This is a genomic window from Pseudomonas sp. 31 R 17 (assembly GCF_900004915.1).
Classification (GTDB): domain Bacteria; phylum Pseudomonadota; class Gammaproteobacteria; order Pseudomonadales; family Pseudomonadaceae; genus Aquipseudomonas; species Aquipseudomonas orientalis_A.
The window spans coordinates 120747-145140 of sequence record NZ_CVTN01000062.1 but is presented as its reverse complement, the minus strand read 5'-3'; the positions used below and the strand labels follow the sequence as shown (position 1 = coordinate 145140).

21 protein-coding genes are annotated in these 24394 nt (G+C 61.1%); 13 read left to right on the top strand and 8 right to left on the bottom strand.

The annotated features are described in order from the left end of the window. Positions 1-151 precede the first annotated feature (151 nt). The 3 genes from dgcA to BFP89_RS10620 are packed head-to-tail and all read right to left on the bottom strand — an operon-like array spanning position 152 to position 3788. On the bottom strand, positions 152-2212 hold the full coding sequence (dgcA, locus tag BFP89_RS10630) for a dimethylglycine demethylation protein DgcA (protein ID WP_065885437.1): 2061 nt from the start codon (positions 2210-2212) through the stop codon (positions 152-154). 15 nt (positions 2213-2227) lie between these two features. Beyond that, the gene (locus BFP89_RS10625) at positions 2228-2758 is read right to left on the bottom strand and encodes a DUF5943 domain-containing protein (RefSeq protein ID WP_008033249.1); all 531 of its coding nucleotides are present in this window, start codon (positions 2756-2758) and stop codon (positions 2228-2230) included. 52 nt (positions 2759-2810) lie between these two features. Beyond that, positions 2811-3788 (bottom strand): dipeptidase, encoded by a 978-nt coding sequence (locus BFP89_RS10620; RefSeq protein WP_065885436.1) that lies wholly within the window; start codon positions 3786-3788, stop codon positions 2811-2813. Positions 3789-4007: 219 nt separating this feature from the next. Between BFP89_RS10620 and BFP89_RS10615 the strand changes: the two genes are divergently transcribed. Further along, positions 4008-4409, top strand: a complete 402-nt coding sequence (locus BFP89_RS10615; protein WP_065885435.1) for a lysozyme inhibitor LprI family protein — start codon at positions 4008-4010, stop codon at positions 4407-4409. Positions 4410-4453: 44 nt separating this feature from the next. On the opposite strand, the gene BFP89_RS10610 is transcribed toward BFP89_RS10615, so the two are convergent. Beyond that, entirely contained in the window at positions 4454-5422 is a 969-nt protein-coding gene (locus tag BFP89_RS10610; protein ID WP_065885434.1) for a tyrosinase family protein, read from the bottom strand. A gap of 305 nt (positions 5423-5727) precedes the next feature. Between BFP89_RS10610 and BFP89_RS10605 the strand changes: the two genes are divergently transcribed. Next, entirely contained in the window at positions 5728-6144 is a 417-nt protein-coding gene (locus tag BFP89_RS10605; RefSeq protein WP_065885433.1) for a DUF3010 family protein, read from the top strand. A gap of 153 nt (positions 6145-6297) precedes the next feature. On the opposite strand, the gene BFP89_RS10600 is transcribed toward BFP89_RS10605, so the two are convergent. Continuing rightward, complete coding sequence (locus BFP89_RS10600) at positions 6298-7242, bottom strand: GlxA family transcriptional regulator (RefSeq protein ID WP_065885432.1); 945 nt, start codon at positions 7240-7242, stop codon at positions 6298-6300. Between the two features lie 193 nt (positions 7243-7435). Here BFP89_RS10600 and BFP89_RS10595 point away from each other — a divergent pair, with 193 nt between their 5' ends. From BFP89_RS10595 to BFP89_RS10575, 5 genes are all read left to right on the top strand, one after another. After that, positions 7436-8380, top strand: coding sequence for a choline ABC transporter substrate-binding protein (locus tag BFP89_RS10595; RefSeq protein ID WP_065885431.1), 945 nt, complete (start codon positions 7436-7438; stop codon positions 8378-8380). 73 nt (positions 8381-8453) lie between these two features. Continuing rightward, on the top strand, positions 8454-9341 hold the full coding sequence (locus BFP89_RS10590; RefSeq protein ID WP_065885430.1) for a 3-keto-5-aminohexanoate cleavage protein: 888 nt from the start codon (positions 8454-8456) through the stop codon (positions 9339-9341). 124 nt (positions 9342-9465) lie between these two features. Further along, on the top strand, positions 9466-10431 hold the full coding sequence (locus BFP89_RS10585; RefSeq protein ID WP_065885429.1) for an L-carnitine dehydrogenase: 966 nt from the start codon (positions 9466-9468) through the stop codon (positions 10429-10431). Positions 10432-10483: 52 nt separating this feature from the next. Then, the gene (locus tag BFP89_RS10580; protein WP_065885540.1) at positions 10484-10975 is read left to right on the top strand and encodes a thioesterase family protein; all 492 of its coding nucleotides are present in this window, start codon (positions 10484-10486) and stop codon (positions 10973-10975) included. A gap of 225 nt (positions 10976-11200) precedes the next feature. Beyond that, the gene (locus tag BFP89_RS10575) at positions 11201-11464 is read left to right on the top strand and encodes a hypothetical protein (protein WP_065885428.1); all 264 of its coding nucleotides are present in this window, start codon (positions 11201-11203) and stop codon (positions 11462-11464) included. 88 nt (positions 11465-11552) lie between these two features. On the opposite strand, the gene BFP89_RS10570 is transcribed toward BFP89_RS10575, so the two are convergent. Together BFP89_RS10570 and BFP89_RS10565 are read right to left on the bottom strand one after the other, a co-directional pair. Next, positions 11553-12656, bottom strand: coding sequence for a choline metabolism transcriptional regulator GbdR (locus BFP89_RS10570; RefSeq protein ID WP_065885427.1), 1104 nt, complete (start codon positions 12654-12656; stop codon positions 11553-11555). A 489-nt stretch (positions 12657-13145) separates the two neighbouring features. Beyond that, positions 13146-14522, bottom strand: a complete 1377-nt coding sequence (locus BFP89_RS10565) for an L-serine ammonia-lyase (RefSeq protein WP_065885426.1) — start codon at positions 14520-14522, stop codon at positions 13146-13148. 416 nt (positions 14523-14938) lie between these two features. Between BFP89_RS10565 and BFP89_RS10560 the strand changes: the two genes are divergently transcribed. The 3 genes from BFP89_RS10560 (at position 14939) to choV (ending at position 17976) form a co-directional block, all read left to right on the top strand. After that, complete coding sequence (locus BFP89_RS10560; RefSeq protein ID WP_065885425.1) at positions 14939-15886, top strand: choline ABC transporter substrate-binding protein; 948 nt, start codon at positions 14939-14941, stop codon at positions 15884-15886. A 69-nt stretch (positions 15887-15955) separates the two neighbouring features. Further along, the gene (gene choW, locus BFP89_RS10555) at positions 15956-16801 is read left to right on the top strand and encodes a choline ABC transporter permease subunit (RefSeq protein ID WP_003194913.1); all 846 of its coding nucleotides are present in this window, start codon (positions 15956-15958) and stop codon (positions 16799-16801) included. Continuing rightward, positions 16798-17976: a choline ABC transporter ATP-binding protein gene (gene choV, locus BFP89_RS10550; protein ID WP_065885424.1), complete on the top strand. Its 1179-nt coding sequence runs from the start codon at positions 16798-16800 to the stop codon at positions 17974-17976. The genes choW and choV overlap by 4 nt, the downstream gene beginning before the upstream one ends. 73 nt (positions 17977-18049) lie before the next feature. Here choV and BFP89_RS10545 read toward each other — a convergent pair whose 3' ends face one another. Beyond that, positions 18050-19984: a BCCT family transporter gene (locus BFP89_RS10545; protein WP_256097341.1), complete on the bottom strand. Its 1935-nt coding sequence runs from the start codon at positions 19982-19984 to the stop codon at positions 18050-18052. A gap of 390 nt (positions 19985-20374) precedes the next feature. Here BFP89_RS10545 and betI point away from each other — a divergent pair, with 390 nt between their 5' ends. The 3 genes from betI (at position 20375) to betA (ending at position 24338) form a co-directional block, all read left to right on the top strand. Beyond that, on the top strand, positions 20375-20977 hold the full coding sequence (gene betI / locus BFP89_RS10540) for a transcriptional regulator BetI (RefSeq protein WP_057723583.1): 603 nt from the start codon (positions 20375-20377) through the stop codon (positions 20975-20977). Between the two features lie 50 nt (positions 20978-21027). Further along, entirely contained in the window at positions 21028-22500 is a 1473-nt protein-coding gene (betB, locus tag BFP89_RS10535) for a betaine-aldehyde dehydrogenase (RefSeq protein WP_065885422.1), read from the top strand. Between the two features lie 143 nt (positions 22501-22643). Beyond that, positions 22644-24338, top strand: a complete 1695-nt coding sequence (gene betA, locus BFP89_RS10530) for a choline dehydrogenase (protein WP_065885421.1) — start codon at positions 22644-22646, stop codon at positions 24336-24338. Positions 24339-24394 lie beyond the last annotated feature (56 nt).

Genomic DNA, 24394 nt, shown 5'->3' with positions numbered 1-24394 from the left:
AGCTCCCAAAGACCACACAGGCCTACTGTGAAACTGGCCTTGAATGTGGGAGGGGCTTGCCCCCGATGGCGGAGTGTCAGTTGATACAGCTGTCGCTGAACCACCGCTATCGGGGGCAAGCCCCCTCCCGCATTTGACCGCGTTCACCTCATCAAAAGTCTTTGCACAGGCGCAGGGCGTCGTAGATCGCAGCGTGGGTATTACGCTGGGCCACACAGTCACCGATGCGGAACAGCAAGTACCCCTCACCCGTCTCGCTCAGGCACGGCTGCGGCTTGATCGCGAACAGGGCTTCGACGTCCATCTGGCCCTTGTTGCGCGAGCCTGGCTTGAGGGCGTAGTAAATTTCCTCGTCCGGGCGCACGCCGTTTTCGATCACCACCTGGTCCACCACCCGCTCCTCCTGGGCCCCGGTGTATTCGTTCTCCAGCACCGCCACCAGTTTGTCGCCTTCGCGGTAGACCTTTTCCAGCATCATGTCGCCGGTCATGATCACTTCCTTGGGGTACATGCTGCGGTAGTAAGTCGGGAACGACGTACCGCCGATGGCCACGCCCGGCTTGATATCGTCGGTGACGATCTCGACCTGGCAGCCTTTGTCCGCAAGGAAGTCCGCCACCGACATGCCGGTGAATTCGCAGATGGTGTCGTACACCAGTACGTTCTTGCCGGGTGCGACTTTGCCGTCGAGCACGTCCCAACTGCTCACCACCAACCCTTCGGCAGCGCCCCAGTGTTCGTTCTGCTCGATGAACGGATGCCCACCGACGGCCAGCACCACCACGTCCGGGCGCAGGTCGAGGATGGTGTCGGCATCCGCCGCCACGCCCAGGCGAAGGTCGACTTTCAAGCGTGCCAGCTCCAACTGATACCAGCGCGTGATGCCGGCAATCTGGTCACGCTGCGGCGCTTTCGATGCCGTGGTGATCTGCCCGCCGATAAACTCTTTCTTCTCCAGCAGGGTTACGTCGTGGCCACGTTCGGCGGCGACACGTGCAGCCTCCATACCGGCAGGACCTGCGCCCACCACGACCACCTTGCGCTTGGGCCCGGTGGACTTCTCGATGATATGCGGCACGCCCATGTATTCACGGGAGGTCGCGGCGTTCTGGATGCACAGCACGTCCAGGCCCTGGTACTGGCGGTCGATGCAATAGTTGGCGCCGACGCACTGTTTGATCTGGTCGATCTGGCCCATCTTGATCTTGGCGATCAGGTGCGGGTCGGCGATGTGCGCACGGGTCATGCCGACCATGTCCACATAGCCGCCTTCGAGGATGCGCGTGGCCTGGTTCGGGTCCTTGATGTTCTGCGCATGCAGCACCGGAACCTTGACCACTTCCTTGATACCGGCCGCCAGGTGCAGGAACGGCTCCGGCGGGTAACTCATGTTCGGGATCACGTTGGCCAGGGTGTTGTGGGTATCGCACCCCGAGCCCACCACGCCGATGAAGTCGAGCATGCCGGTGTCGTCGTAATACTTGGCGATCTGCTTCATGTCTTCGTGGGACAAGCCGTCCGGGTGGAACTCGTCACCGCACAGGCGTATGCCCACACAGAAGTCGTCACCCACTTCGGCACGTACGGCCTTGAGCACTTCCAGGCCGAACTTCATGCGGCCTTCGAAGCTGCCGCCCCATTCGTCGGTGCGCTTGTTGACCCGCGGACTCCAGAACTGGTCGATCATGTGCTGGTGCACGGCGGACAGTTCCACCCCGTCCAGGCCACCGGCCTTGGCCCGGCGTGCAGCCTGGGCGTAGTTGCCGATCACGCGCCAGATTTCTTCCGGTTCGATGGTCTTGCAGGTAGCGCGGTGCACCGGCTCACGTACGCCGGACGGCGACATCAGGGTCGGCCAGTTGAAGCCGTCCCAACGCGAACGACGGCCCATGTGGGTAATCTGGATCATGATCTTGGCGCCATGCTTGTGCATGGCGTCGGCCAGGTTCTGGAAGTGCGGGATGATGCGGTCGGAGGACAGGTTCACCGAACTCCACCATTCCTGAGGGCTGTCGATGGCCACCACCGACGAGCCGCCGCAGATCGCCAGGCCGATACCGCCCTTGGCTTTCTCTTCGTAATACTTCACATAGCGGTCGGTGGTCATGCCGCCGTCGGTGGCATACACCTCGGCGTGGGCGGTACTGAGCACGCGGTTGCGGATGGTCAGTTTGCCGATCTGGATCGGCGCAAACATTGCTTCGAAAGCCATGGCACGGTCCTCGGCTTACAACGGTTTTACGGTGAACAGGCCATCATCGTGGCCCTCTTCGGAGCCTCCGTAGACTTGTTCGGCCACAGTGCGGATTTTGCTGCCGCGCGCTTGCAGGATCTGGTCCATGGCGCCGGCAAACCAGCCGGTGAACATGTAGTCCACTTTGCGCCCGACCTTGCCGTACACGTAGACGAACGCCGAGTGCTCAAGCTTGACGCTGGCGGTGCCTTTATCCAGGTCGATGTCCTGGATCTTGAACAGGCCCCAGCCGCGTTGCGACAGGCGCTTCATGTAATGCTCGAACACCGCGACGCCTTCCAGGCCGTGGCATTCGGCTTCTTTTTCACACCAGTGCCAGGCGGATTTGTAGCCGGCCTTGTAAAGGATTTCGGCGTAGGCGTCGGCGCCCAGTACTTCTTCGATACCCATGTGGTTGTTGACGAAGAAATGGCGCGGCACGTACAGCATCGGCAGGGCGTCGGAGGTCCAGACACCGGTTTCGCTGTCGACTTCGATTGGCAATTGCGGGGCGATCTTGGCCATGGAAACTTAACTCCAGAAAAATTCGTGGTGGTGTTGCCGATAGGTGTCTGGCTTATTCGCCCCAGACGTCCTTCAAGACGTTGACCCAGTTCTCGCCCATGATCTTGCGTACCACGCGCTCGGGGTGGCCGCGCTTGAGCAGGGTCTCGGTCAGGTTGGGGAACTCGCCCACGGTGCGGATGCCCAGCGGGTTGATGATCTTGCCGAAGCTGGTCAGGCGACGGGCATAGCCCTTGTCATGGGTCAGCATTTCAAAGAAATCCTGGCCATGGCCCTGGGTGAAGTCGGTGCCGATACCGATGGCGTCTTCGCCAACGATATTCATGGTGTATTCGATGGCTTCGGCGTAGTCGTCGATGGTCGAATCGATGCCCTTGGCCAGGAACGGCGCGAACATGGTCACGCCGACAAAACCACCGTGGTCGGCGATGAACTTGAGTTCTTCATCGGACTTGTTGCGCGGGTGTTCTTTAAGCCCGGACGGCAGGCAGTGGGAGTAGCACACCGGCTTTTTCGATTCGAGGATGACCTCTTCGCTGGTCTTGGAACCGACGTGGGACAGGTCGCACATGATGCCGACACGGTTCATCTCGCCGACAATCTCACGCCCGAAACCCGACAGGCCGCCATCACGCTCGTAGCAGCCGGTGCCCACCAGGTTCTGGGTGTTGTAGCACATCTGCACCACCCCGACGCCGAGCTGCTTGAAGATCTCGACGTAGCCGAGCTGGTCTTCAAACGCGTGGGCATTCTGGAAGCCGAAGATGATGCCGGTCTTGCCCTGCTCCTTGGCCTTGCGAATATCGGCGGTGGTTTTCACCGGGATCACCAGGTCGCTGTTCTCGCGGATCAGGGTCTGGCTGGCAACAATGTTATTGATCGTGGCCTGGAAGCCTTCCCACACCGACACCGTGCAGTTGGCGGCGGTCAGGCCACCTTTGCGCATGTCTTCGAACAGGTCGCGGTTCCACTTGGCAATAATCAGACCGTCGATAACGATGCTGTCGGCGTGCAACTCGGCTGGGCTCATCAGGCGTCCCCTTATTGGCGATTCATGCGCCGAATCGTCTGCCGGCGCTTTGGGGCCAGCATATGCCCAGGGACCGACGGAGCCGGGTGCAAAAACGACAGGGGAATTGCCGAAAGCGTCAATCCACGACAAAGGCTGTTAAGAGAGGTCTGACTGGCGGCTGTTCTTTGTCTTACGCTTGAGCCAGAATTCCCGCATCACCTGATATGAGACGGCGCAATGAAATCGATTTTCCTGGCTTTGGCACTCATCGCAACCGGCGTCCACGCGGCCGAAGACACCGATAGCACGCCGTGCGACGGCATCGAAAACGACCAGCAAACCCTGGAATGCGCCACCTACAACAAAACCACCGCCGAACAATTGCTCAAGGACAACTATCAGGGGCTGCTGGAACGCATGGGTTCGACCTATGGCAGCGACAAGACCAAACTGGCGGACATTACCGCCCGTCTGAAGGACGCCCAGCAAAAATGGGAAAAACTGCGCGACGCCGATTGTGCGGTGGACACTTTCCCGGCGGTCACCGGGACCAAGGCCTATGCCATTGCGCACAACGACTGCCTGGCTCGGATGAGTGACGAGCGGTCGGAGTTTTTGGAGTCGATTGGGCAGGAGTAAACGCCCTTCTACACGGCTGAGACGCGGGAAGGGCCTTGCCCCATTCAAGCCATGAAAGGTGACTTGAAAGGCCTCTTGGTCAGCGGCACGCCTGGTTCGTAGGCATAACCCAGGGTGGTGATGTCCATCACGTCGCGGATACGACGCTGCCAGGGTTTGATCACATCATCGTAATTGTGCCCGGCCGGCCCATCTTGCATTGGGCAGTAATGAGGCGCCAGATCAGGCTTATCCAGCTTCATTTGCGCCTGCCAGTCGGCCCAGATCTTGTCGATAAAACAATGATGCAGAAAAAACACCGGATCCTCGGGGGACGTCATTGCCAACATGTTGCCGCCGATCCACAGATGGACTCGGTTGTGCAACTGCGAGCCGGGCGTGCTGACTTGCGGGTCGCCCTTCTGAGTGATCCATCCTTCAAGTCGGTTCCTGAAGCCTCGGTTGAACGGGCTGGCGTTGTAATTGGGCTCGTCATACAAACCTTCATTCATTGCCATCTTCACGTCGGCAGCCGTAGGCAGCGAGGTGACCCATTGCGAGAATTGTCGCTTCAGACCCGGCCCCGGCAGGTCGTCTTCAGGGTACGCAGGCACGGGCCAATTGCCGTAACGGTGTGCAAAGGGCCCATCTTGTACCCTGAACTCATCGGTAGCGTCACCGTCGCCGCCCATTAGCTTCCATACCAGTGAGTTCCTAGGATCTGCGGCATCCAATGTCCAATCCCAATAAGGCAGTGTCATGCCGGGCTTGATGGCTTGCAGGTCGGCTTCCAGTTGCAGAAGCATCTCACGGTGCCATGGTAAAAAGGCGGGGCCCAAGTGGGCGCCGTTACGATAGTCGGGGTCTTGGGGCTCATCGGGATGAACCGTAGGCACCATCACTTCGTGGTGCCAATGAATATACTTGTTGTAGCCATCTTTTCCGTCGCCGCGCGCCTTGAGGGCCAGCAACGTATTGAGAAAATCCAGCCACTCTGTCCCGCTCAGTGTTCGAATTTCCTTGCGTATGTTCATCGCTCAGTCCTCTGTTCACAATGGCTTGAAATCGCAGAATGTTACTGTTCTGAATCTAGGTAAGGGACTTGCCAATATCTACTGTCATATCTGACAGTTCAGACAGCCAGATACCTGTCAACTCTGACAGTTTACGGTGTGCCACTCAGCGCCTAAGTTAATCCGGTGATCCGTAGTCGATCATCGAAGGCGGCAACTTCAAAATTACGGGGCGGGACGACCTCACACTCTAGAAGCGGTAGTGCACCGGATGTGTATAGAGCACAATGGTTTTTCCATCCCATTCTTTCTGACCAAGGCTCTTCATGTCCCTCTGCGGCATAGAAATCAAAGGCAGCGAAGCCATCATCGCCCTCGCTTCACTGGACAATCAGGCGCTGACCCACGTCGCCCTGGCCACCAAGAAAATCGCCCTTGAAGACGACGATGAGGCCGCCAACGTCAAAGCCTTCGCCGCCCAGGTGAAAGCGTTCGTGCAGGCAAACGCCATCACCCGCATTGCGATCAAAAAGCGCAGCAAGAAAGGCGAATTCGCCGGCGGCCCGACGACGTTCAAGATTGAAGGAGTGTTTCAGTTACTGGACGGGGTGGAGGTGACGCTTTTGTCACCGCAAACCATCAATGCGCAGAACAAGAAGCACAACTTTGACCTGCCCGCGACGCTGAACAAGTATCAGCACGAGGCTTACAAGGCGGCGTGTTCGGCCCTGCTGAGAAAATAAGCCACACCACAATCTACTGTGGGAGGGGGCTTGCCCCCGATGGCGGTGTGTCAGTCACTTATGTGCTGCTGACCCACCACTATCGGGGGCAAGCCCCCTCCCACATTGATCCGCGGTGCCGGCCGCTTTTATACCTAATTGACTAAAAAACGATCAAACCACCTCCCGTCGCCGATCCTCCCTCGGACATTTCGCAAACCTTGCCCGATAGCTACGAGTGAAATACGACGGCGACTCAAACCCGCACGCAATGCTCACCTCCAGCACACTCATGCCGCTCTGGCGCAGCAGTTTCCGGGCTTTTTCCAGGCGCAGGCCCAGGTAGAAGTTGCTGGGTGTGTCGTTCAGGTGCAGGCGGAACAGGCGCTCCAGTTGGCGGCGCGTCACTTTGATCGCGTCGGCCAGGGCCAGGGTGCTCAGGGGCGGTTCGGTGTGCTGTTCCATCTCGCCGATTACCTGCACCAGCTTCTTGTTGTTGATGCCGTAGCGGGTGGCGATTTGCATGCGCTGGTGATCTTTGCGCGGGCGGATACGGCCGAGCACGAATTGTTCGGAGACCTGGATGGCCAGGTCCGGGCCGTGGGCCTGGGCGATCAGGTCGAGCATCAGGTCGATGGACGCGGTGCCGCCAGCGCAGGTGATGCGGCGGCGGTCGATCTCGAACAGTTCCTGGGTCACGCTGAGGTGCGGATAGGCCTCCTTGAAGGCGTCGATAGCTTCCCAGTGCAGGGTCAGCCGGTGGCCGTCGAGCAGGCCCGCCTCGGCCAGTACGCAGGCACCTGTGTCGATGGCGCCGAGGGTTGCACCGTCGTAGTCGAGGCGACGCAACCAGTGCGCCAGGGCAGGCGTAGCGAACTGCAAGGGTTCAAAGCCGGCCACCACCAATAAGGTCGCGCCTTTTTTCAGCGGCTCCAGCGCGGCATCGGCGTTGACCGACATGCCGTTGCTCGCCAGCACCGCACCGCCGTCGGCGCTCAATATGTGCCAGCGGTACAACTCGCCACGAAAGCGATTGGCCACGCGCAGCGGCTCAAGGGCGGAGATAAAGCCGATGGCCGAGAACCCCGGCATCAGCAAAAAATAAAAATCCTGGGACATGATGGCGCTCTCGTGGGACGACCAGCGTGGCACTGTGATACTCCCGTTCAAGGACGGATTCAAGCGCGCAGGTCGCTGCAGTGCAAGAGCCGGTCGCCGCTGTGCGTTTCGGCGCTGGCGAAGATACGTAACTTGGCTGCACGGCGCACAAAGACGCCGGACCCCACAATAACGACCTGCCGAGGGCTCCACCATGAACCGACTGATCAGCCGCAGCGTGCTTGCACTCAGCGTCAGCGCTATTTTGAGCACCCACGTCATGGCAGCGGATGCCGCTTCATGCCAGAACGTACGCCTGGGCGTGGTGAACTGGACCGACGTGATCGCCACCAGTGCCATGGCCCAGGTGTTGCTCGACGGCCTCGGCTATAAAACCAAACAGACCAGCGCCTCCCAGCAAATCATCTTTGCCGGCATCCGCGACCAGCGCCTGGACCTGTTCCTAGGCTACTGGAACCCGCTGATGACCCAGACCATCACGCCGTTCGTCGACGCCGGGCAAGTCAAGGTGCTCGACAAACCGAGCCTGGAAGACGCCCGCGCCACCCTCGCCGTCCCCACTTACCTGGCGGACAAGGGCTTGAAGACCTTTGCCGATATCGCCAAGTTCGAGAAAGAGCTGGGCGGCAAGATCTACGGCATCGAGCCGGGTTCGGGCGCCAATACCCAGATCAAGGCGATGATCGCCAAGAACCAGTTCGGCCTGGGCAAGTTCCAACTGGTTGAATCCAGTGAAGCGGCCATGCTCTCTGCCGTCGACCGTGCGGTACGCCGCAAGGAAGCCGTGGTGTTCTTCGGCTGGGCGCCGCACCCGATGAACGTCAACGTCGCCATGACCTACCTCACCGGCAGCGACGACGCCCTGGGCCCGAACGAAGGCATGGCCACCGTGTGGACAGTCACGGCGCCGGCCTACGCCGAGCAATGCCCCAACGTGCACACACTGCTGACCAACCTGACCTTCACCGCCGCCGACGAGAGCCGGATGATGCAGCCGTTGCTGGATCACAAGGACCCTATCGAGTCGGCCCGGCAGTGGCTCAAGGATCACCCGCAAGATCAGGCGCGCTGGCTGCAAGGCGTGACCACGTTCGATGGCAAACCCGCTGCCGCCAACCTGAAACTGACCAGCAAATAACCTTCTCCGAATCACCGTTTCGCGGCCATTTGAGGCCGCGAACGGCACCACCACGCCTGTAAGGAACCGTCCCATGAACCACGACGTCATCATCACCTGCGCACTCACCGGTGCTGGCGACACCAGCGCCAGAAGCCCGCACGTACCGGTCACCCCCAAACAGATCGCGGCCGCCGCCGTGGAAGCGGCCAAGGCCGGCGCGACCGTGGTGCACTGCCATGTGCGTGACCCGCACACCGGCAAGTTCAGCCGCGACGTGGCGCTGTACCGCGAAGTGATGGAGCGCATCCGCGAGGCTGACATCGACATCATCGTCAACCTCACCGCCGGCATGGGCGGCGACCTGGAGATCGGCGGCGGCGAGCACCCTATGGCGTTCGGTCCCAACACCGACCTGGTCGGCCCGCTGACACGCCTGGCGCATGTGGAAGAACTGCTGCCGGAAATCTGCACCCTGGACTGCGGCACCCTGAACTTCGGCGATGGCGACACCATTTACGTGTCCACCCCGGCGCAACTGCGGGCGGGCGCCAAGCGCATCCAGGAATTGGGCGTAAAGGCCGAGCTGGAAATCTTCGACACCGGCAACCTGTGGTTCGCCAAGCAGATGATCAAGGAAGGCCTGCTCGACAACCCACTGTTTCAACTGTGCCTGGGCATCCCGTGGGGCGCTCCGGCCGACACCACCACCATGAAAGCCATGGTCGACAACCTGCCCGCCGACGCGGTGTGGGCCGGCTTCGGCATTGGCCGCATGCAAATGCCGATGGCAGCGCAAGCGGTGCTGCTGGGCGGCAACGTGCGGGTCGGCCTGGAAGACAACCTGTGGCTGGACAAGGGCGTGCTCGCCACCAATAGCCAACTGGTCGAACGCGCCGGTGAAATCCTCAGCCGCCTGGGCGCACGGGTCATGACCCCGGCTGAAGGCCGCGTGAAGATGGGCCTGACCAAGCGCGGATAAAAAATGTGGGAGGGGGCTTGCCCCCGATGGCGGTGGATCAGTAACGAATGCATCGACTGACGCACCGCCATCGGGGGCAAGCCCCCTCCCACAGGGGATCACCAAACTCTTTAGGAATGCACCCATGCGCTTTATCACAGAAATCAAAACCTTCGCCGCCCTCGGCAGCGGTGTTATCGGCAGCGGCTGGGTATCCCGCGCCCTCGCCCACGGCCTGGATGTCGTTGCCTGGGACCCGGCGCCCGGTGCCGAGGCGGCGCTGCGCAAGCGTGTCGCCAATGCCTGGGGCGCGCTGGAGAAACAAGGCTTGGCCCCGGGCGCTTCCCAGGATCGCCTGCGCTTTGTCAGCACCATCGAAGCGTGCGTCAAGGACGCCGACTTCATCCAGGAAAGCGCCCCGGAACGCCTGGAGCTGAAGTTGCAATTACACCGCCAGATCAGTGCGGCAGCCAAGCCGAATGCGTTGATCGGCTCGAGCACGTCAGGGCTGTTGCCGAGCGAATTCTATGAGGATTCGACCCACCCCGAACGCTGCGTGGTCGGCCACCCCTTCAACCCGGTGTACCTGTTACCCCTGGTGGAAGTGGTGGGCGGCAAACGCACCGCGCCGGAGGCGATCCAGGCCGCCATCAAGGTGTATGAATCCCTCGGCATGCGCCCCCTGCACGTGCGCAAGGAAGTGCCTGGGTTTATTGCCGACCGACTCCTGGAAGCGCTGTGGCGCGAGGCGCTGCATCTGGTCAACGATGGCGTGGCGACCACCGGTGAAATCGACGATGCGATTCGTTTTGGCGCAGGCCTGCGCTGGTCGTTCATGGGCACCTTCCTCACCTACACGCTGGCGGGCGGCGACGCGGGCATGCGCCACTTCATGGCGCAGTTCGGCCCGGCATTGCAGTTGCCGTGGACGTATCTGCCCGCGCCCGAATTGACCGACACGTTGATTGATGATGTGGTCGCCGGCACCAGCGACCAACTGGGCAGCCACAGCATTTCGGCGCTGGAGCGCTATCGTGATGATTGCCTGCTGGCGGTGCTGGAGGCCGTCAAGGTTACTAAAGCCAAACACGGCATGACCTTCGCCGAATAGCAGAATGTGGAAGGGGGCAAGCCCCCTCCCACCTTTGACCGAGTATGAATTCATGCCTGCAATGACCACCTACACCACCAAAATCCTCTCCGCCTGGGTGGACTACAACGGCCACCTGCGCGATGCGTTCTATCTGCTGATCTTCAGCTACGCCACCGACGCGTTGATGGACACCCTGGGCCTGGACAGCGACAACCGCGAAGCCAGTGGCCACTCGCTGTTCACCCTGGAACTGCATTTGAACTACCTGCACGAAGTGAAGCTGGGGGCCGAGGTCGAGGTGCGCACCCAACTGATCGCCTTTGATGCCAAGCGCCTGCACCTCTATCACAGCCTGCATTTGCTGGGTGATGAAAAGGAGCTGGCCGGCAACGAACAGATGCTGCTGCATGTCAACCTGGCCGGTCCGCACGCAACGCCGTTCACTGAGGCCACGCTGCACAAGCTCACCGCAATCAGCGCTGCACAGGCCGAGCTGCCACGGCCCGCCCTGCTCGGCCGGGTCATCGGTTTGCCGGCAAAAAAAGCCCCGAACCAGCCGTGACTGGATCGGGGCAGAGGTGCCTTGTGTGAGCCGTGCATCCCGAGGGTGACCAAACCATCAAGCTGCGTGCCTGGCGCCAGTGTGCCCATTACTTGCAGGCCTGAGTAACCCGAAAACGACCTGTTCATAGCCATCCGAGGCATTGCTCGATTCTGCGCTTGCCCACCGGCCGGGGGCCTACCAGAATCGAGCTCAATCACCGTTCCCTACACCAGGATAAACGTCATGATGCACGCGGATTTGATTGACCAGGATGACCTGCTGAGCCAACTGCGCTCGCTGGGTTTTGAAGTGTCCAGCGGTGCCACGGCCGAGCAGGCATGCGAGTGTGCGGTACGCGGTTTGAGCGAAGCGCGGGCCAGGGCGCTCAAGGGCATGGTGGAACAGATGTACACCGGCAAGGCGACGATTCTGCCGGCGGTGCGGCAGGCGATCGATAAGCAGTTGTTGCCGGCTTTGATGCAGTTCAAGCAGAACTCTGGCGCCTGATGGATCGCTATCGGGGGCAAGCCCCCTCCCACATTTGAAATGCGTTTCCCTGTGGGAGGGGGCTTGCCCCCGATACAGACAACTCGGTTTAAAGCCGTACGCTGGCGAACGTCGACTCATTGCGCGCCTGGCTCAACGCCGACATCGGCCCCGACAGCGGTGACAACACCAGTGCCTGGGGAATCGGCATCATCGCCACTTGCTGGGTGGTGTTGGAACCTACGCGCTCATCCCGTGGCGGAATGCCGAAGTATTCGCGGTAGCACTTGGAGAAATGCGGCGTGGACACAAACCCGCACACCGACGCCACTTCGATGATCGACATCGGTGTCTGCTTGAGCAACTGCCGCGCACGGATCAAGCGCAACTTGAGGTAGTAGCGCGACGGCGAACAGTGCAGGTATTTCTGGAACAGCCGCTCCAGCTGGCGACGCGACACGGCGACGTACACCGCCAGTTCGTCCAGGTCGATGGGCTCTTCCAGGTTGGCTTCCATCAGCGCAACGATTTCCTGCAGCTTGGGCTGGTTGGTGCCGAGCATGTGCTTGAGCGGCACGCGCTGGTGATCCTGTTCGTTACGGATGCGTTCGTACACAAACATCTCGGAGATCGCTGCCGACAGTTCACGGCCGTGGTCGCGGCTGATCAGGTGCAGCATCATGTCCAACGGCGCGGTGCCGCCGGAGCTGGTGAAGCGGTTGCGGTCGAGGGTAAACAGGCGGGTGCTCATGGCTACGCGGGGGAACGCTTCCTGCATCGACGCCAGGCATTCCCAGTGCACGCTGCAATCAAAACCATCGAGCAGACCTGCGCAGGCCAGGGCCCAACTGCCGGTGCACACCGCCCCGAGACGCCGGGACTGGCGCGCCTGGCTTTGCAGCCACGACACGTGTTCGCGGGTGACGGTGCGCTGGATGCCGACGCCGCCGCAGACAATCACCGTGTCCAGCACCGGGGCCTTGTGCATCGCGGCATCGGGCGTGATCTGCAGGCCGTCGCTGGCCCACACCTGGTTGCCGTCGACACTCAGGGTTGTCCAGCGATACAGCTCGCGGCCGGACAGCTGGTTGGCCATGCGCAGCGGTTCCACGGCCGACGCCAGGGAAATCAGCGTGAAATTGTCCAGCAGCAAAAAGCCGATGGATTGAGGCGCACGGTTCTGGGGTTGGCCCCCGGAGTTGGACGACGTCATCACAGTATCTCCTCACACAAAGCGGGTGATGGCCTCAGGCGAGGCTCTTGTTATTGCGCTCATCCCTTGCAAGGACAGAGGCTTTGAATTGATAGAGCAAATGCCATGCCTAAATTTGAATGGCCATTCAACAAATCCTGAAAACGACCTGTTGACGCGTCTATATAAGCCCGCGCATTAAACGTGGGATATAACGCACAGGATGGGTGTTCAAGGGCCGTGAGCAGAACGGTAGCACTTGTGGGAAGGCGCTTTGCGGGCGTAGGAAAAGTCTGTCACCCAAAGCACGGGGGACGGGTAACGGAGGGGTAAATCGTTCGCAGGCTACTTATCTATTTGCGACGCGCTAAAAGGTGGCGGTTTTGGTTGGGGTGTTCACTTTGTGAGCAATATTGAGCGCACTAGCGCTATCGGGGGCAAGCCCCCTCCCACAGTTGAAATGCGTTCCCCTGTGAGAGGGGGCTTGCCCCCGATGCAGGCGACGCGGTCTCAGCACTCAACAGCGCTGACCGCCAACCCGCCGCGCGACGTTTCTTTGTACTTGTCGTGCATATCCGCCCCGGTATCGCGCATGGTGCGGATCACCCGGTCCAGGGAAATAAAGTGCTGGCCGTCGCCGCGCAAGGCCATCTGCGCCGCATTGATCGCCTTGACCGCTGCAATCGCATTGCGCTCGATACACGGCACTTGCACCAGCCCGCCGACCGGGTCGCAGGTCAGGCCCAGGTTATGTTCCAGGCCGATTTCCGCAGCGTTGCACAGTTGCTCCGGCGTGGCGCCGAGAATTTCGGCCAGGCCCGCTGCGGCCATGGCGCAGGCGGAACCCACTTCGCCCTGGCAACCGACTTCGGCACCGGAGATCGAGGCGTTCTTCTTGCACAGAATGCCCACCGCCGCCGCGCCGAGCAGGTAGTCGACCACGTTGGCCTCAGTCACTTCTTCACTGAACTTCATGAAATAGTGCAGCACGGCCGGAATAATCCCCGCCGCGCCATTGGTGGGTGCGGTGACCATGCGCCCACCGGCGGCGTTTTCTTCGTTGACCGCCAGGGCGAACAGGTTGACCCACTCCATGGCGCTCAAGGTCGAACCGATCACATTCGGCTTGCCCAGTTCCTGCAGGCTGCGGTGCAGCCTGGCAGCGCGACGGCGCACGTTGAGACCGCCGGGCAGGATGCCTTCGTGCTTGAGGCCCTGCTCCACGCAATCCTGCATGGCACGCCAGAGTTTCATCAGGCCGCTGCGGATTTCTTCTTCGGAGCGCCAGGTTTTCTCGTTGGCCAGCATCAGTTCGGCGACCCGCAGGTTGTGGGTCTTGCACAGCTGCAGCAACTCGGCCGCGCTGGAGAAATCGTAAGGCAGTACGGTGCCGTCCATATCGGCCACGCCACTTTGCGCCTGGGCTTCATCCACCACAAAGCCGCCGCCCACCGAGTAGTAGGTGTCGCGGTGCAACTCGCCGTCATCCCCCCACACCACCAGGGTCATGGCATTGGGATGGAACGGCAGGTTTTCGTCGAGCAGGCGCATGTCCCGTGACCATACGAACGGCACCGGCAGACGGCCGTCGAGCAACAAGGTGCCGGTTTCGCGCAGCGTGTGAATACGCACGCCGATCTGCGACGGGTCGATTGCGTCCGGCCATTCGCCCATCAAGCCCATGATGGTGGCGGTGTCACTGCCATGGCCGATGCCGGTGGCCGACAAGGAGCCGTAGAGTTGCACCTCGACGCGCCGAACCTGGTCCAACAGATCACGCTCGCGCAAGCCTTGAACGAACAGCGCGGCGGCGCGCATGGGGCCGACGGTGTGAGAACTCGAAGGCCCGATGCCGATCTTGAACAGGTCGAAAACACTGATAGCCATTGCGGTAGAACTCCTCGATAAGCACGGCCAGGCTTGAACGAGGTGCTACGCTCAGATCGCCCAGATGGCCGCATCATCAGGCTTTTGCGGCCGCTCACGGCGTCTCACACCGACGCATCCATGCTCACCAGCGTCGCTCGCGTGTAATGGCCTGTTTTGGGCGTTTTTTGCGGTGCAGAAGGGTAAAAACAGCGGTTTTACCTTTGGAAAAATCTGTAAGCGACGTCATCGGTACTGGATGCGACCCTCCCTGTACTGGATACGACGCCCCCTGTAGGCGTCAGATTTTCACTGGTACATGATCAGTCACGACTCGTTTGCAAGGCACCGTGCCAGAGCTGTCCAACGCACACTCCAATAGCAGCACCTATAAAGCGCGGCGAATGCCGCCAGAAAAAACACAGGAGTCTACCCCGATGAAAGGTTCACCCTCGTTGTTGTTGGCCGCCATGCTGAGTCTGCCGGTCATGGCGCACGCCGCAGAACCGGAACAGTGCAAGACCGTCAACTTCTCCGATGTCGGCTGGACCGACATCACCGTCACCACCGCGACCACCAGCGAAATCCTCAAGGGCCTGGGCTACAAGCCGCGCACCACGATGATTTCGGTCCCAGTGACCTACAAGTCCCTGGCCGACGGCAAGAACATGGACATTTTCCTCGGCAACTGGATGCCGACCATGGAAAACGACATCAAGCAGTACCGCGAAGCCGGCACCGTGGAAACCGTACGCGCCAACCTGGAGAACGCCAAATACACCCTGGCGGTGCCCGAGGCGCTGTATGACAAGGGCCTGAAAGACTTCGCCGACATCGCCAAATTCAAGGATGAGCTGGGCGGCAAGATTTACGGCATCGAGCCGGGCAACGACGGCAACCGCACCATCCAGACATTGATCGACAAAGACGCCTTCGGCCTCAAGACCGCCGGTTTCAAGGTGGTCGAATCCAGTGAAGCCGGGATGCTCTCCCAGGTTGAACGCGCCTCAAAGCGCAACCAGGCCATCGTGTTCCTGGGCTGGGAACCGCACCCGATGAACACCCGCTTCAAGATGAAGTACCTGACCGGGGGTGACGATTCGTTCGGCCCCAACTACGGCCAGGCCACCATCTACACCAACACCCGCAAGGGCTACACCCAGGAATGCAGCAACGTTGGCCAGTTGCTGAAAAACCTGGTGTTCACGCTGGACATGGAAAGCACCCTGATGGGTAACGTCCTGGACGACAAGATGAAGGCCGACGCCGCCGCCAAGGCCTGGCTGCAGAAGAACCCGCAAGTGCTCGACACCTGGCTCGCCGGTGTCACCACCGTCGATGGCAAACCAGGACTCGATGCCGTCAAGGCTTACCTCGCCAAGTAAGCCCCGCTGACCCCGGGGCGGTGCGCTGCCCCGGGATGTATTCCCCTTCGCATGTGGACATTCACTACCATGCTGACTGAACAGAAAATCCCACTAGGCCAGTACATCGCTGCCTTCGTCGACTGGTTGACCCAACACGGTGCCAACTACTTCGACGCAATCGCATCGACACTGGAAACGATGATCCACGGCGTGACGTTTGCGCTGACCTGGTTCAATCCGCTGGCATTGATCGGTCTGATTGCGCTGCTGGCTCACTTTATTCAACGCAAATGGGGCCTGACGGTGTTCGTCATTGCCTCCTTCCTGCTGATCCTCAACCTGGGGTACTGGCAGGAAACCATGGAAACCCTCGCCCAGGTGCTGTTCGCCACCCTGGTCTGCGTGGTCATCGGCGTGCCGCTGGGCATTGTTGCCGCGCACAAGCCGATGTTCTACACCATGATGCGGCCGGTACTCGATCTGATGCAGACCGTGCCGACCTTCGTCTACCTCATCCCTACCCTGACCCTCTTCGGGCTGGGTGTGGTGCCCGGGCTGATTTCCACCGTGGTGTTCGCGATTGCCGCGCCCATCCGCCTGACCTACCTGGGTATCCGCGACGTTCCGCAGGAGCTGATGGACGCCGGCAAGGCCTTCGGCTGCTCGCGCCGCCAGTTGCTCTCGCGCATTGAACTGCCCCACGCCATGCCGAGCATCGCCGCCGGCATTACCCAATGCATCATGCTGTCGTTGTCGATGGTGGTGATCGCGGCGCTCGTGGGTGCCGACGGCCTCGGCAAGCCGGTGGTCAACGCACTGAACACGGCCGATATCGCCCTGGGCTTTGAAGCGGGCCTGGCAATCGTATTGCTGGCCATCATGCTCGACCGTATCTGCAAACAACCCGACGCCAAAGTAGGGGGTGATGCATGAGCATTATCCGATTCGACAAAGTCGACGTGATCTTTTCCAAAGACCCACGCGAAGCGCTCAAGCTGCTGGACCAGGGCATGAGCCGTAACGAAATCCTGAAAAAGACCGGGCAGATTGTCGGCGTGGAAAACGCCAGCCTGGATATCGAGAAAGGCGAGATCTGTGTGCTGATGGGCCTGTCGGGCTCAGGCAAATCCAGTCTGCTGCGCTGCATCAACGGCCTCAACACGGTCAGCCGTGGCCAACTGTTTGTCGAGCACGAGGGGCGCCAGATCGACATCGCCTCCTGCACGCCGGCCGAGCTGAAGATGATGCGCACCAAACGCATCGCCATGGTGTTCCAGAAATTCGCCCTGATGCCCTGGCTGACGGTGCGCGAGAACATCAGCTTCGGCCTGGAAATGCAGGGCCGCCCGGAAAAGGAACGGCGCACGCTGGTCGATGAAAAACTCGAACTGGTGGGCCTGACCCAATGGCGCAACAAGAAGCCGGACGAGCTGTCCGGCGGCATGCAACAGCGCGTCGGCCTGGCCCGTGCGCTGGCGATGGACGCCGATATCCTGCTGATGGACGAACCCTTCTCCGCCCTCGACCCGCTGATTCGCCAGGGCCTGCAGGATGAACTGCTGGAACTGCAGCGCAAGCTTAACAAGACCATCGTGTTCGTCAGCCACGACCTCGACGAGGCCCTCAAGCTGGGCAGCCGCATCGCGATCATGAAAGACGGCAAGATCATCCAGTACAGCGTGCCGGAAGAGATCGTGCTGAACCCGGCGGACGACTATGTGCGCACCTTCGTCGCCCACACCAACCCGCTGAACGTGCTGTGCGGCCGCAGCCTGATGCGGACGCTGGACAACTGCACGCGGGTCAACGGTTCGGTTTGCCTGGACCCGGGCGGCGACTCCTGGCTGGACCTGGCCGAAGGCAACACCATCCAGGGCGCGCGGCAGAACGGCGTGGTGATGAACCTGCAGAACTGGGCGCCGGGGCAAGCGGTGGAAGGTCTGGGTCGGGTGCCGACCCTGGTGGACTCCAACATCGGCATGCGCGATGCGTTGCAGATTCGCTATCAGACAGGCAACAAGCTGGTGCTGCATGACAACAACAAGGTGGTGGGCATCCTGGGTGACAGCGAGCTCTACCATGCCCTGCTGGGCAAGAACCTGGGCTAGCAAACACTGCAAAGCACAATGTGGGAGGGGGCTTGCCCCCTCCCACATTTAAGGCACCATCAGGCTTCAACTATCAGCTATAGACCCGGCCAAGGAGTTGCCGATGGCTTTCAAACTGATCGAGCACATCCCGGGTGATCTGCTCCTGGGTGAAGCCCATCAGGTCGTATTCCTGAGGCCCGTTGTGCAGGTACACCTCGGCACGGTAATAACGCGTGCGCTCTTCTTCAGGCAAGTCAGCCGGCGCCGACGAGTAGGCATCCAGGCTGACTTCGTAGACAAACGGATTGCCCTCTTCCATCTCGATCCGCACACCGATGCAGCGCTTGGATTTGCCCAGCAGCGTCTGCACGTGCAAACCCTGTTCACGCAACGCCGTCGCCGCTTCTTCAAGCGCCGGCGTGACGTGCTTGTCCATAAAGCGTTGCACGGTGCCCTGGCTCGGTTGCAGGTCCAGTGCGGTCAAGCGCTCGCTGAAGCCGCGACGCCCGCGTTCAGCCAGCTGCGCCTGCTCCTGTTCGACGGCCACATCCTGGCGCATGGCCTTGTGCAAACCGAACATGAACAGAATCAGCACCACCGAGAACGGCAGCCCCGCCAGCACCACCATGGTCTGCATGGCTTCGAAGTTGCCGGCGAACAGCAGGCCGATGGTCACCAGGGTAATCACCGCCGACCAGAAGATGCGCAGCCAGTGCGGCGCATCTTCATCCACGTTGCCGCCCTTGCACGACAGGTTGGCCATCATCACCGCGCCGGAATCCGCCGGCGTCAGGAACAGCACAAAGCCGACGAAGATCGACACACCGATCACGACTTTCGACGCCGGGTAATGCTCAAGCAACTGGTAGATCGCCATGGACGGTTGTTCCAGCGCGGTCTTGCCCAGCTCCACGGCGCCGTGGTTCAGCACCAGGTCCAGCGCCGAGTTGCCGAAGATCGACAACCACGCCAGGGTGAAGCCCAGCGGGATCAGCAGCACGCCGGCCACCAGTTCACGCACGGTCCGCCCACGGGAAATACGCGCAATGAACATGCCCACGAAAGGTGCCCAGGAAATCCACCAGGCCCAGTAGAACAGGGTCCACAGGCCCATCCAGCGTTCGGTCTTGGCGCCATCGCCTTCATACACGTAGAGGTCGAAGGTTTTCAGCACGATACCGTTGAGGTAGTCACCGGTGTTCTGCACCAGGCCGTTGAGCAAATGCAGGGTCGGGCCGAACAGCAGCACGAAGATCAGCAAGCCGCTGAACAGCACGATGTTGAGGTTGGACAGGCGGCGGATGCCGTTCTCCACGCCCGACACCGCAGCGATGGTCGCCACGGTACTCATCACGATGATCACGATCAGCAGGTTGGTGTTGCTGTGCTGCATGCCGAACAGGTTTTCCAGCCCGGACGAGACCTGCATCGAGCCGATCCCCAGGTTGGTCACCAGGCCCAGCAGGGTCACGAACATACCGAAGCCATCCACTGCATGGCCGGCCGCGCCTTTTACCCAGCGCTCGCCCACCAGCGGGTACAGCGCCGAACGCAAGGCCAGCGGCTGGTTATGGCGATACGCGAAGTACGCCACGGCCAGGCCAACCAGCGCATAGATCGCCCAGCCATGCAGGCCCCAGTGCAGGAAGGTCAGTTGCAGGGCCTGACGTGCCGCGCCATTGCTGGCAGCCGCGCCTTCGGGCGGGTTGAAGTAGTGATCCAGCGGCTCGGAGGCGCCGAAGTACAGCAGCGAAATGCCGATGCCCGACGAGAACAGCATGCCGGCCCAGGCGCCGTAGCTGAAGTCCGGGGTGTCGTCCTTGCTGCCCAGTTTCAATTTGCCATAGGACGAAAACGCCAGGCCGACCACGAACACCAGGTAGGCGGCGATGACCACCATGTAGTACCAGCCGAAGCTTTTCGACAGCCAGGCCTGGGCGACGCCGAGCATGCGCCCGGCCTCCTGCGGGGCGATGATCAGAATGGCGGTCAACAACAGAATCAGCGCGGTGGAGGTGTAGAACACCCAACCGTTGACCCGCACCTTTTCGGGCGGAGTCTTTATAAGAGAGGCAGAACTCATGGCGCAGATGCTCCGGGCAGTGCGAGAGAGAAACACAAGGCAACGGTTATCCCGGGACATCGATTTTTCGGCAGTCGACGGACGGGTGTTATAAAGACATCCCGAAAATCCCGGACCCCGCCGAAGCGGTGCCCAAGCCCTGATACGGCCTGTTTCAGGGGTTTTAGCAGGTGTCAGAGGTCGCGGCTCCCAGGTAGGAAACTTCTGTAGGCAGCGACCATTTGTCGCAGAGCTTATTCTTTGTTGATTGAACGTTCAATCAAAACAAAATAGACTGGCCTTCAAGCCGACGGACGTGGATCGCCTGTCGGCAGGCCAAAGGAGAGGTGCTACATGCCCAAGGTCGGTATGCAACCCATACGCCGCCAGCAGTTGATCGAAGCCACGATGACGGCCATCGATCAAGTCGGAATGGGAGATGCCAGCATTGCGCTGATCGCCCGTTTGGCAGGCGTCTCGAACGGCATCATCAGTCACTACTTTCGGGACAAGAACGGCCTGATCGCAGCGACGATGCAGTACTTGATGAGCGTGCTGATGGAAAACATCCACGCACGTCGACAAGCGTTGAAGGATGACAGCCCGCGCGCCCACCTCCAGGTGATCGTCGCCGGCAACTTCGACGCCAGCCAGGTCAACGGCCCGGCAATGAAAACCTGGCTGGCCTTCTGGGCCTCCAGCATGCACCACCCGTCTTTGCACAGGTTGCAGCGGATCAACGATCAACGTCTGTATTCCAACCTGTGTTGCCAGTTCCGCCGTGCGCTGCCGTTGCCCGAAGCACGCAGCGCAGCCCGAGGCCTGGCGGCCCTGATCGACGGTTTGTGGTTGCGCGGTGCCCTGTCGGGAGACGCTTTCGACACGGAGCAGGCGCAACGCATTGCTCACGAATACATGGATTTCCAATTGGCCAAGCAGGTGAGTCAGAGCACATAACCGCTCAACTCCCGAACCGCGCCAACCACTTATGCACTTGCGAGGACTTTATGGCCCGTTTCGAACTGCAAAAACTCTACATTGACGGCGGCTACAGCGACGCTGGCAGCGATGCCACCTTCGAAGCCATCAACCCGGCTAACGGTGAAGTTCTCGCCCAAGTGCAACGCGCTACCAAGGAAGACGTTGAACGTGCCGTGGTCAGCGCCGAAAAAGGCCAGAAAATCTGGGCTGCGATGACTGCCATGGAGCGTTCGCGCATCCTGCGCCGCGCCGTCGACATCCTGCGCGAGCGCAACGATGAGCTGGCCGCCCTGGAAACCCTGGACACCGGCAAGGCGTTCTCCGAAACCAAATACGTCGACGTCGTCACCGGCGCCGACGTGCTCGAATACTACGCGGGCCTGGTGCCGGCCATCGAAGGCGAGCAGATTCCGCTGCGCGACACCTCCTTCGTCTACACCCGCCGCGAGCCGCTGGGCGTGGTCGCCGGTATCGGCGCGTGGAACTACCCGATCCAGATCGCCCTGTGGAAATCCGCACCGGCCCTGGCCGCCGGTAACGCGATGATCTTCAAGCCCAGCGAAGTCACCTCGCTGACCACCCTGAAACTGGCCGAGATCTATACCGAAGCCGGCGTTCCGGCCGGTGTGTTCAACGTCCTGACCGGCAGCGGCCGTGAAGTCGGCACCTGGCTGACCGAGCACCCGCGCATCGAGAAAGTCTCGTTCACCGGCGGCACCGACACCGGCAAGAAAGTCATGGCCAGCGCGTCGAGCTCCTCGCTCAAGGAAGTGACCATGGAACTGGGCGGCAAGTCGCCGCTGATCGTGTTCGAAGACGCCGACCTGGATCGCGCCGCCGACATCGCGATGATGGCCAACTTCTACAGCTCCGGCCAGGTCTGCACCAACGGCACCCGCGTGTTCGTGCCCAAGCATCTGCAAGCAGCGTTCGAAGCCAGGATTCTTGAGCGTGTTGCGCGCATCCGTGTAGGCGACCCGCAGGACGACAACACCAACTTCGGCCCGCTGGTCAGCTTCGCCCACATGGAAAGCGTGCTGGGCTACATCGCCAAGGGCAAAGAGCAAGGCGCACGCCTGCTGTGCGGCGGCGATCGCCTGACCGACGGCGACCTGGCCAAAGGCGCGTTCGTGGCCCCGACCGTGTTCACCGACTGCACCGACGACATGACCATCGTGCGTGAAGAGATCTTTGGCCCGGTGATGAGCATCCTCACCTATGAAACCGAAGAAGAAGTGATCCGTCGCGCCAACGACACCGACTTCGGCCTGGCAGCCGGCCTGGTCACCAAGGACCTGAACCGCGCTCACCGCGTGATTCATCAGCTGGAAGCGGGTATCTGCTGGATCAACGCCTGGGGCGAGTCCGACGCCAAGATGCCGGTCGGCGGCTACAAGCAATCGGGTGTGGGCCGTGAGAACGGGATCAGCTCGCTGAATAACTTCACGCGCATCAAATCGGTACAGGTTGAGTTGGGTGATTACGCCTCGGTGTTCTAAGAACCAGGATTTGTAGTGCCTTTGAGGCCGCTATCGGGGGCAAGCCCCCTCCCACACTTTGATTTGTGAACACCTTCAAATGTGGGAGGGCGCTTGCCCCCGATGAGGCCCGACCTGACCACACTTCAAAGAGGGTGCATCCAATGTCCCAAGAATACGACTACATCATTGTGGGTGCCGGCTCCGCCGGTAACACCCTGGCGACTCGCCTGACCGAAGACGAAGGCGTCACCGTCCTGTTGCTGGAAGCCGGTGGCCCGGACTACCGCCTAGACTTCCGTACCCAGATGCCGGCCGCCCTGGCCTTCCCGCTGCAAGGCCGCCGCTATAACTGGGCCTACGAAACCGATCCGGAGCCACACATGGACGGTCGCCGCATGGAATGCGGTCGCGGCAAGGGCCTGGGTGGCTCTTCCCTGATCAACGGCATGTGCTACATCCGCGGCAACGCCATGGACTACGACAACTGGTCGAAGCTGCCGGGCCTGGAAGACTGGACCTACCTGGACTGCCTGCCGTATTTCCGCAAGGCCGAAACCCGCGACATCGGCCCCAACGACTACCACGGCGGCGAAGGCCCGGTCAGCGTGACCACGCCCAAAGCGGGCAATAATCCGCTGTTCCACGCCATGGTCGAAGCCGGCGTACAGGCCGGTTACCCGCGTACCGAAGACTTGAACGGCTACCAGCAGGAAGGCTTCGGCCCGATGGACCGCACCGTCACGCCCAATGGCCGTCGCGCCAGCACCGCACGCGGTTACCTGGACACGGCTAAAAAGCGTTCGACCCTGACCATCGTCACCCACGCCCTCACCGACAAAGTGTTGTTCGAAGGCAAGCGTGCGGTCGGCGTGCGTTACCTGATCGGCGCTGCCGAAGAGCGCGTCGAAGCCCGTGCGCGCAAGGAAGTGCTGGTGTGCAGCGGCGCAATCGCCTCGCCGCAACTGCTGCAACGCTCCGGCGTCGGCCCGGCGAAATTGCTGGAAAGCCTCGACATCCCGGTGGTCCATGACCTGCCAGGCGTCGGCGAAAACCTGCAGGATCACCTTGAGCTGTACCTGCAATACGCCTGCACCCAGCCCGTGTCGCTGTACCCCTCGCTGCTCTGGTACAACCAGCCGGCCATCGGTGCCGAATGGCTGTTCAACGGCACCGGTATCGGCGCCAGCAACCAGTTCGAGGCCGGCGGTTTTATCCGTTCGCGCCCGGAATTCGAATGGCCGAACATCCAGTACCACTTCCTGCCGGTCGCCATTAACTACAACGGCAGCAACGGCGTGAAAGAGCACGGCTTCCAGGCGCACATGGGTTCCATGCGTTCGCCAAGCCGTGGCCGCGTGCACCTGAAGTCGAAGAACCCACGGGACTACCCGAGCATCCTCTTCAACTACATGGCCACCGAACAGGACTGGCAGGAATTTCGTGACGGCATCCGCCTGACCCGCGAAATCATGCAGCAGCCGGCGCTCGACCCTTACCGTGGCCGCGAAATCAGCCCGGGTATCGACGTGCAAACCGACGAGCAACTGGACAAGTTCATCCGCGAGCACGCCGAGACCGCGTTCCACCCGTCCTGCTCGTGCAAGATGGGCACCGACGAGATGGCGGTGGTCGACGGCGAAGGCCGCGTGCACGGCATGCAGGGTTTGCGTGTGGTGGATGCGTCGATCATGCCGATCATCACCACCGGTAACCTGAACGCACCGACGATCATGATCGCCGAAAAAATCGCCGACAAGATCCGTGGCCGCACGCCACTGCCGCGCAGCACCGCCGACTACTACGTGGCCGGCGATGCGCCGGTGCGTGGCAAGCCGATGCGTGAAATTGCGCAGTAACTGAAACACTGCGGCACTCCCATCGGGGGCAAGCCCCCTCCCACACTTTGATTTGT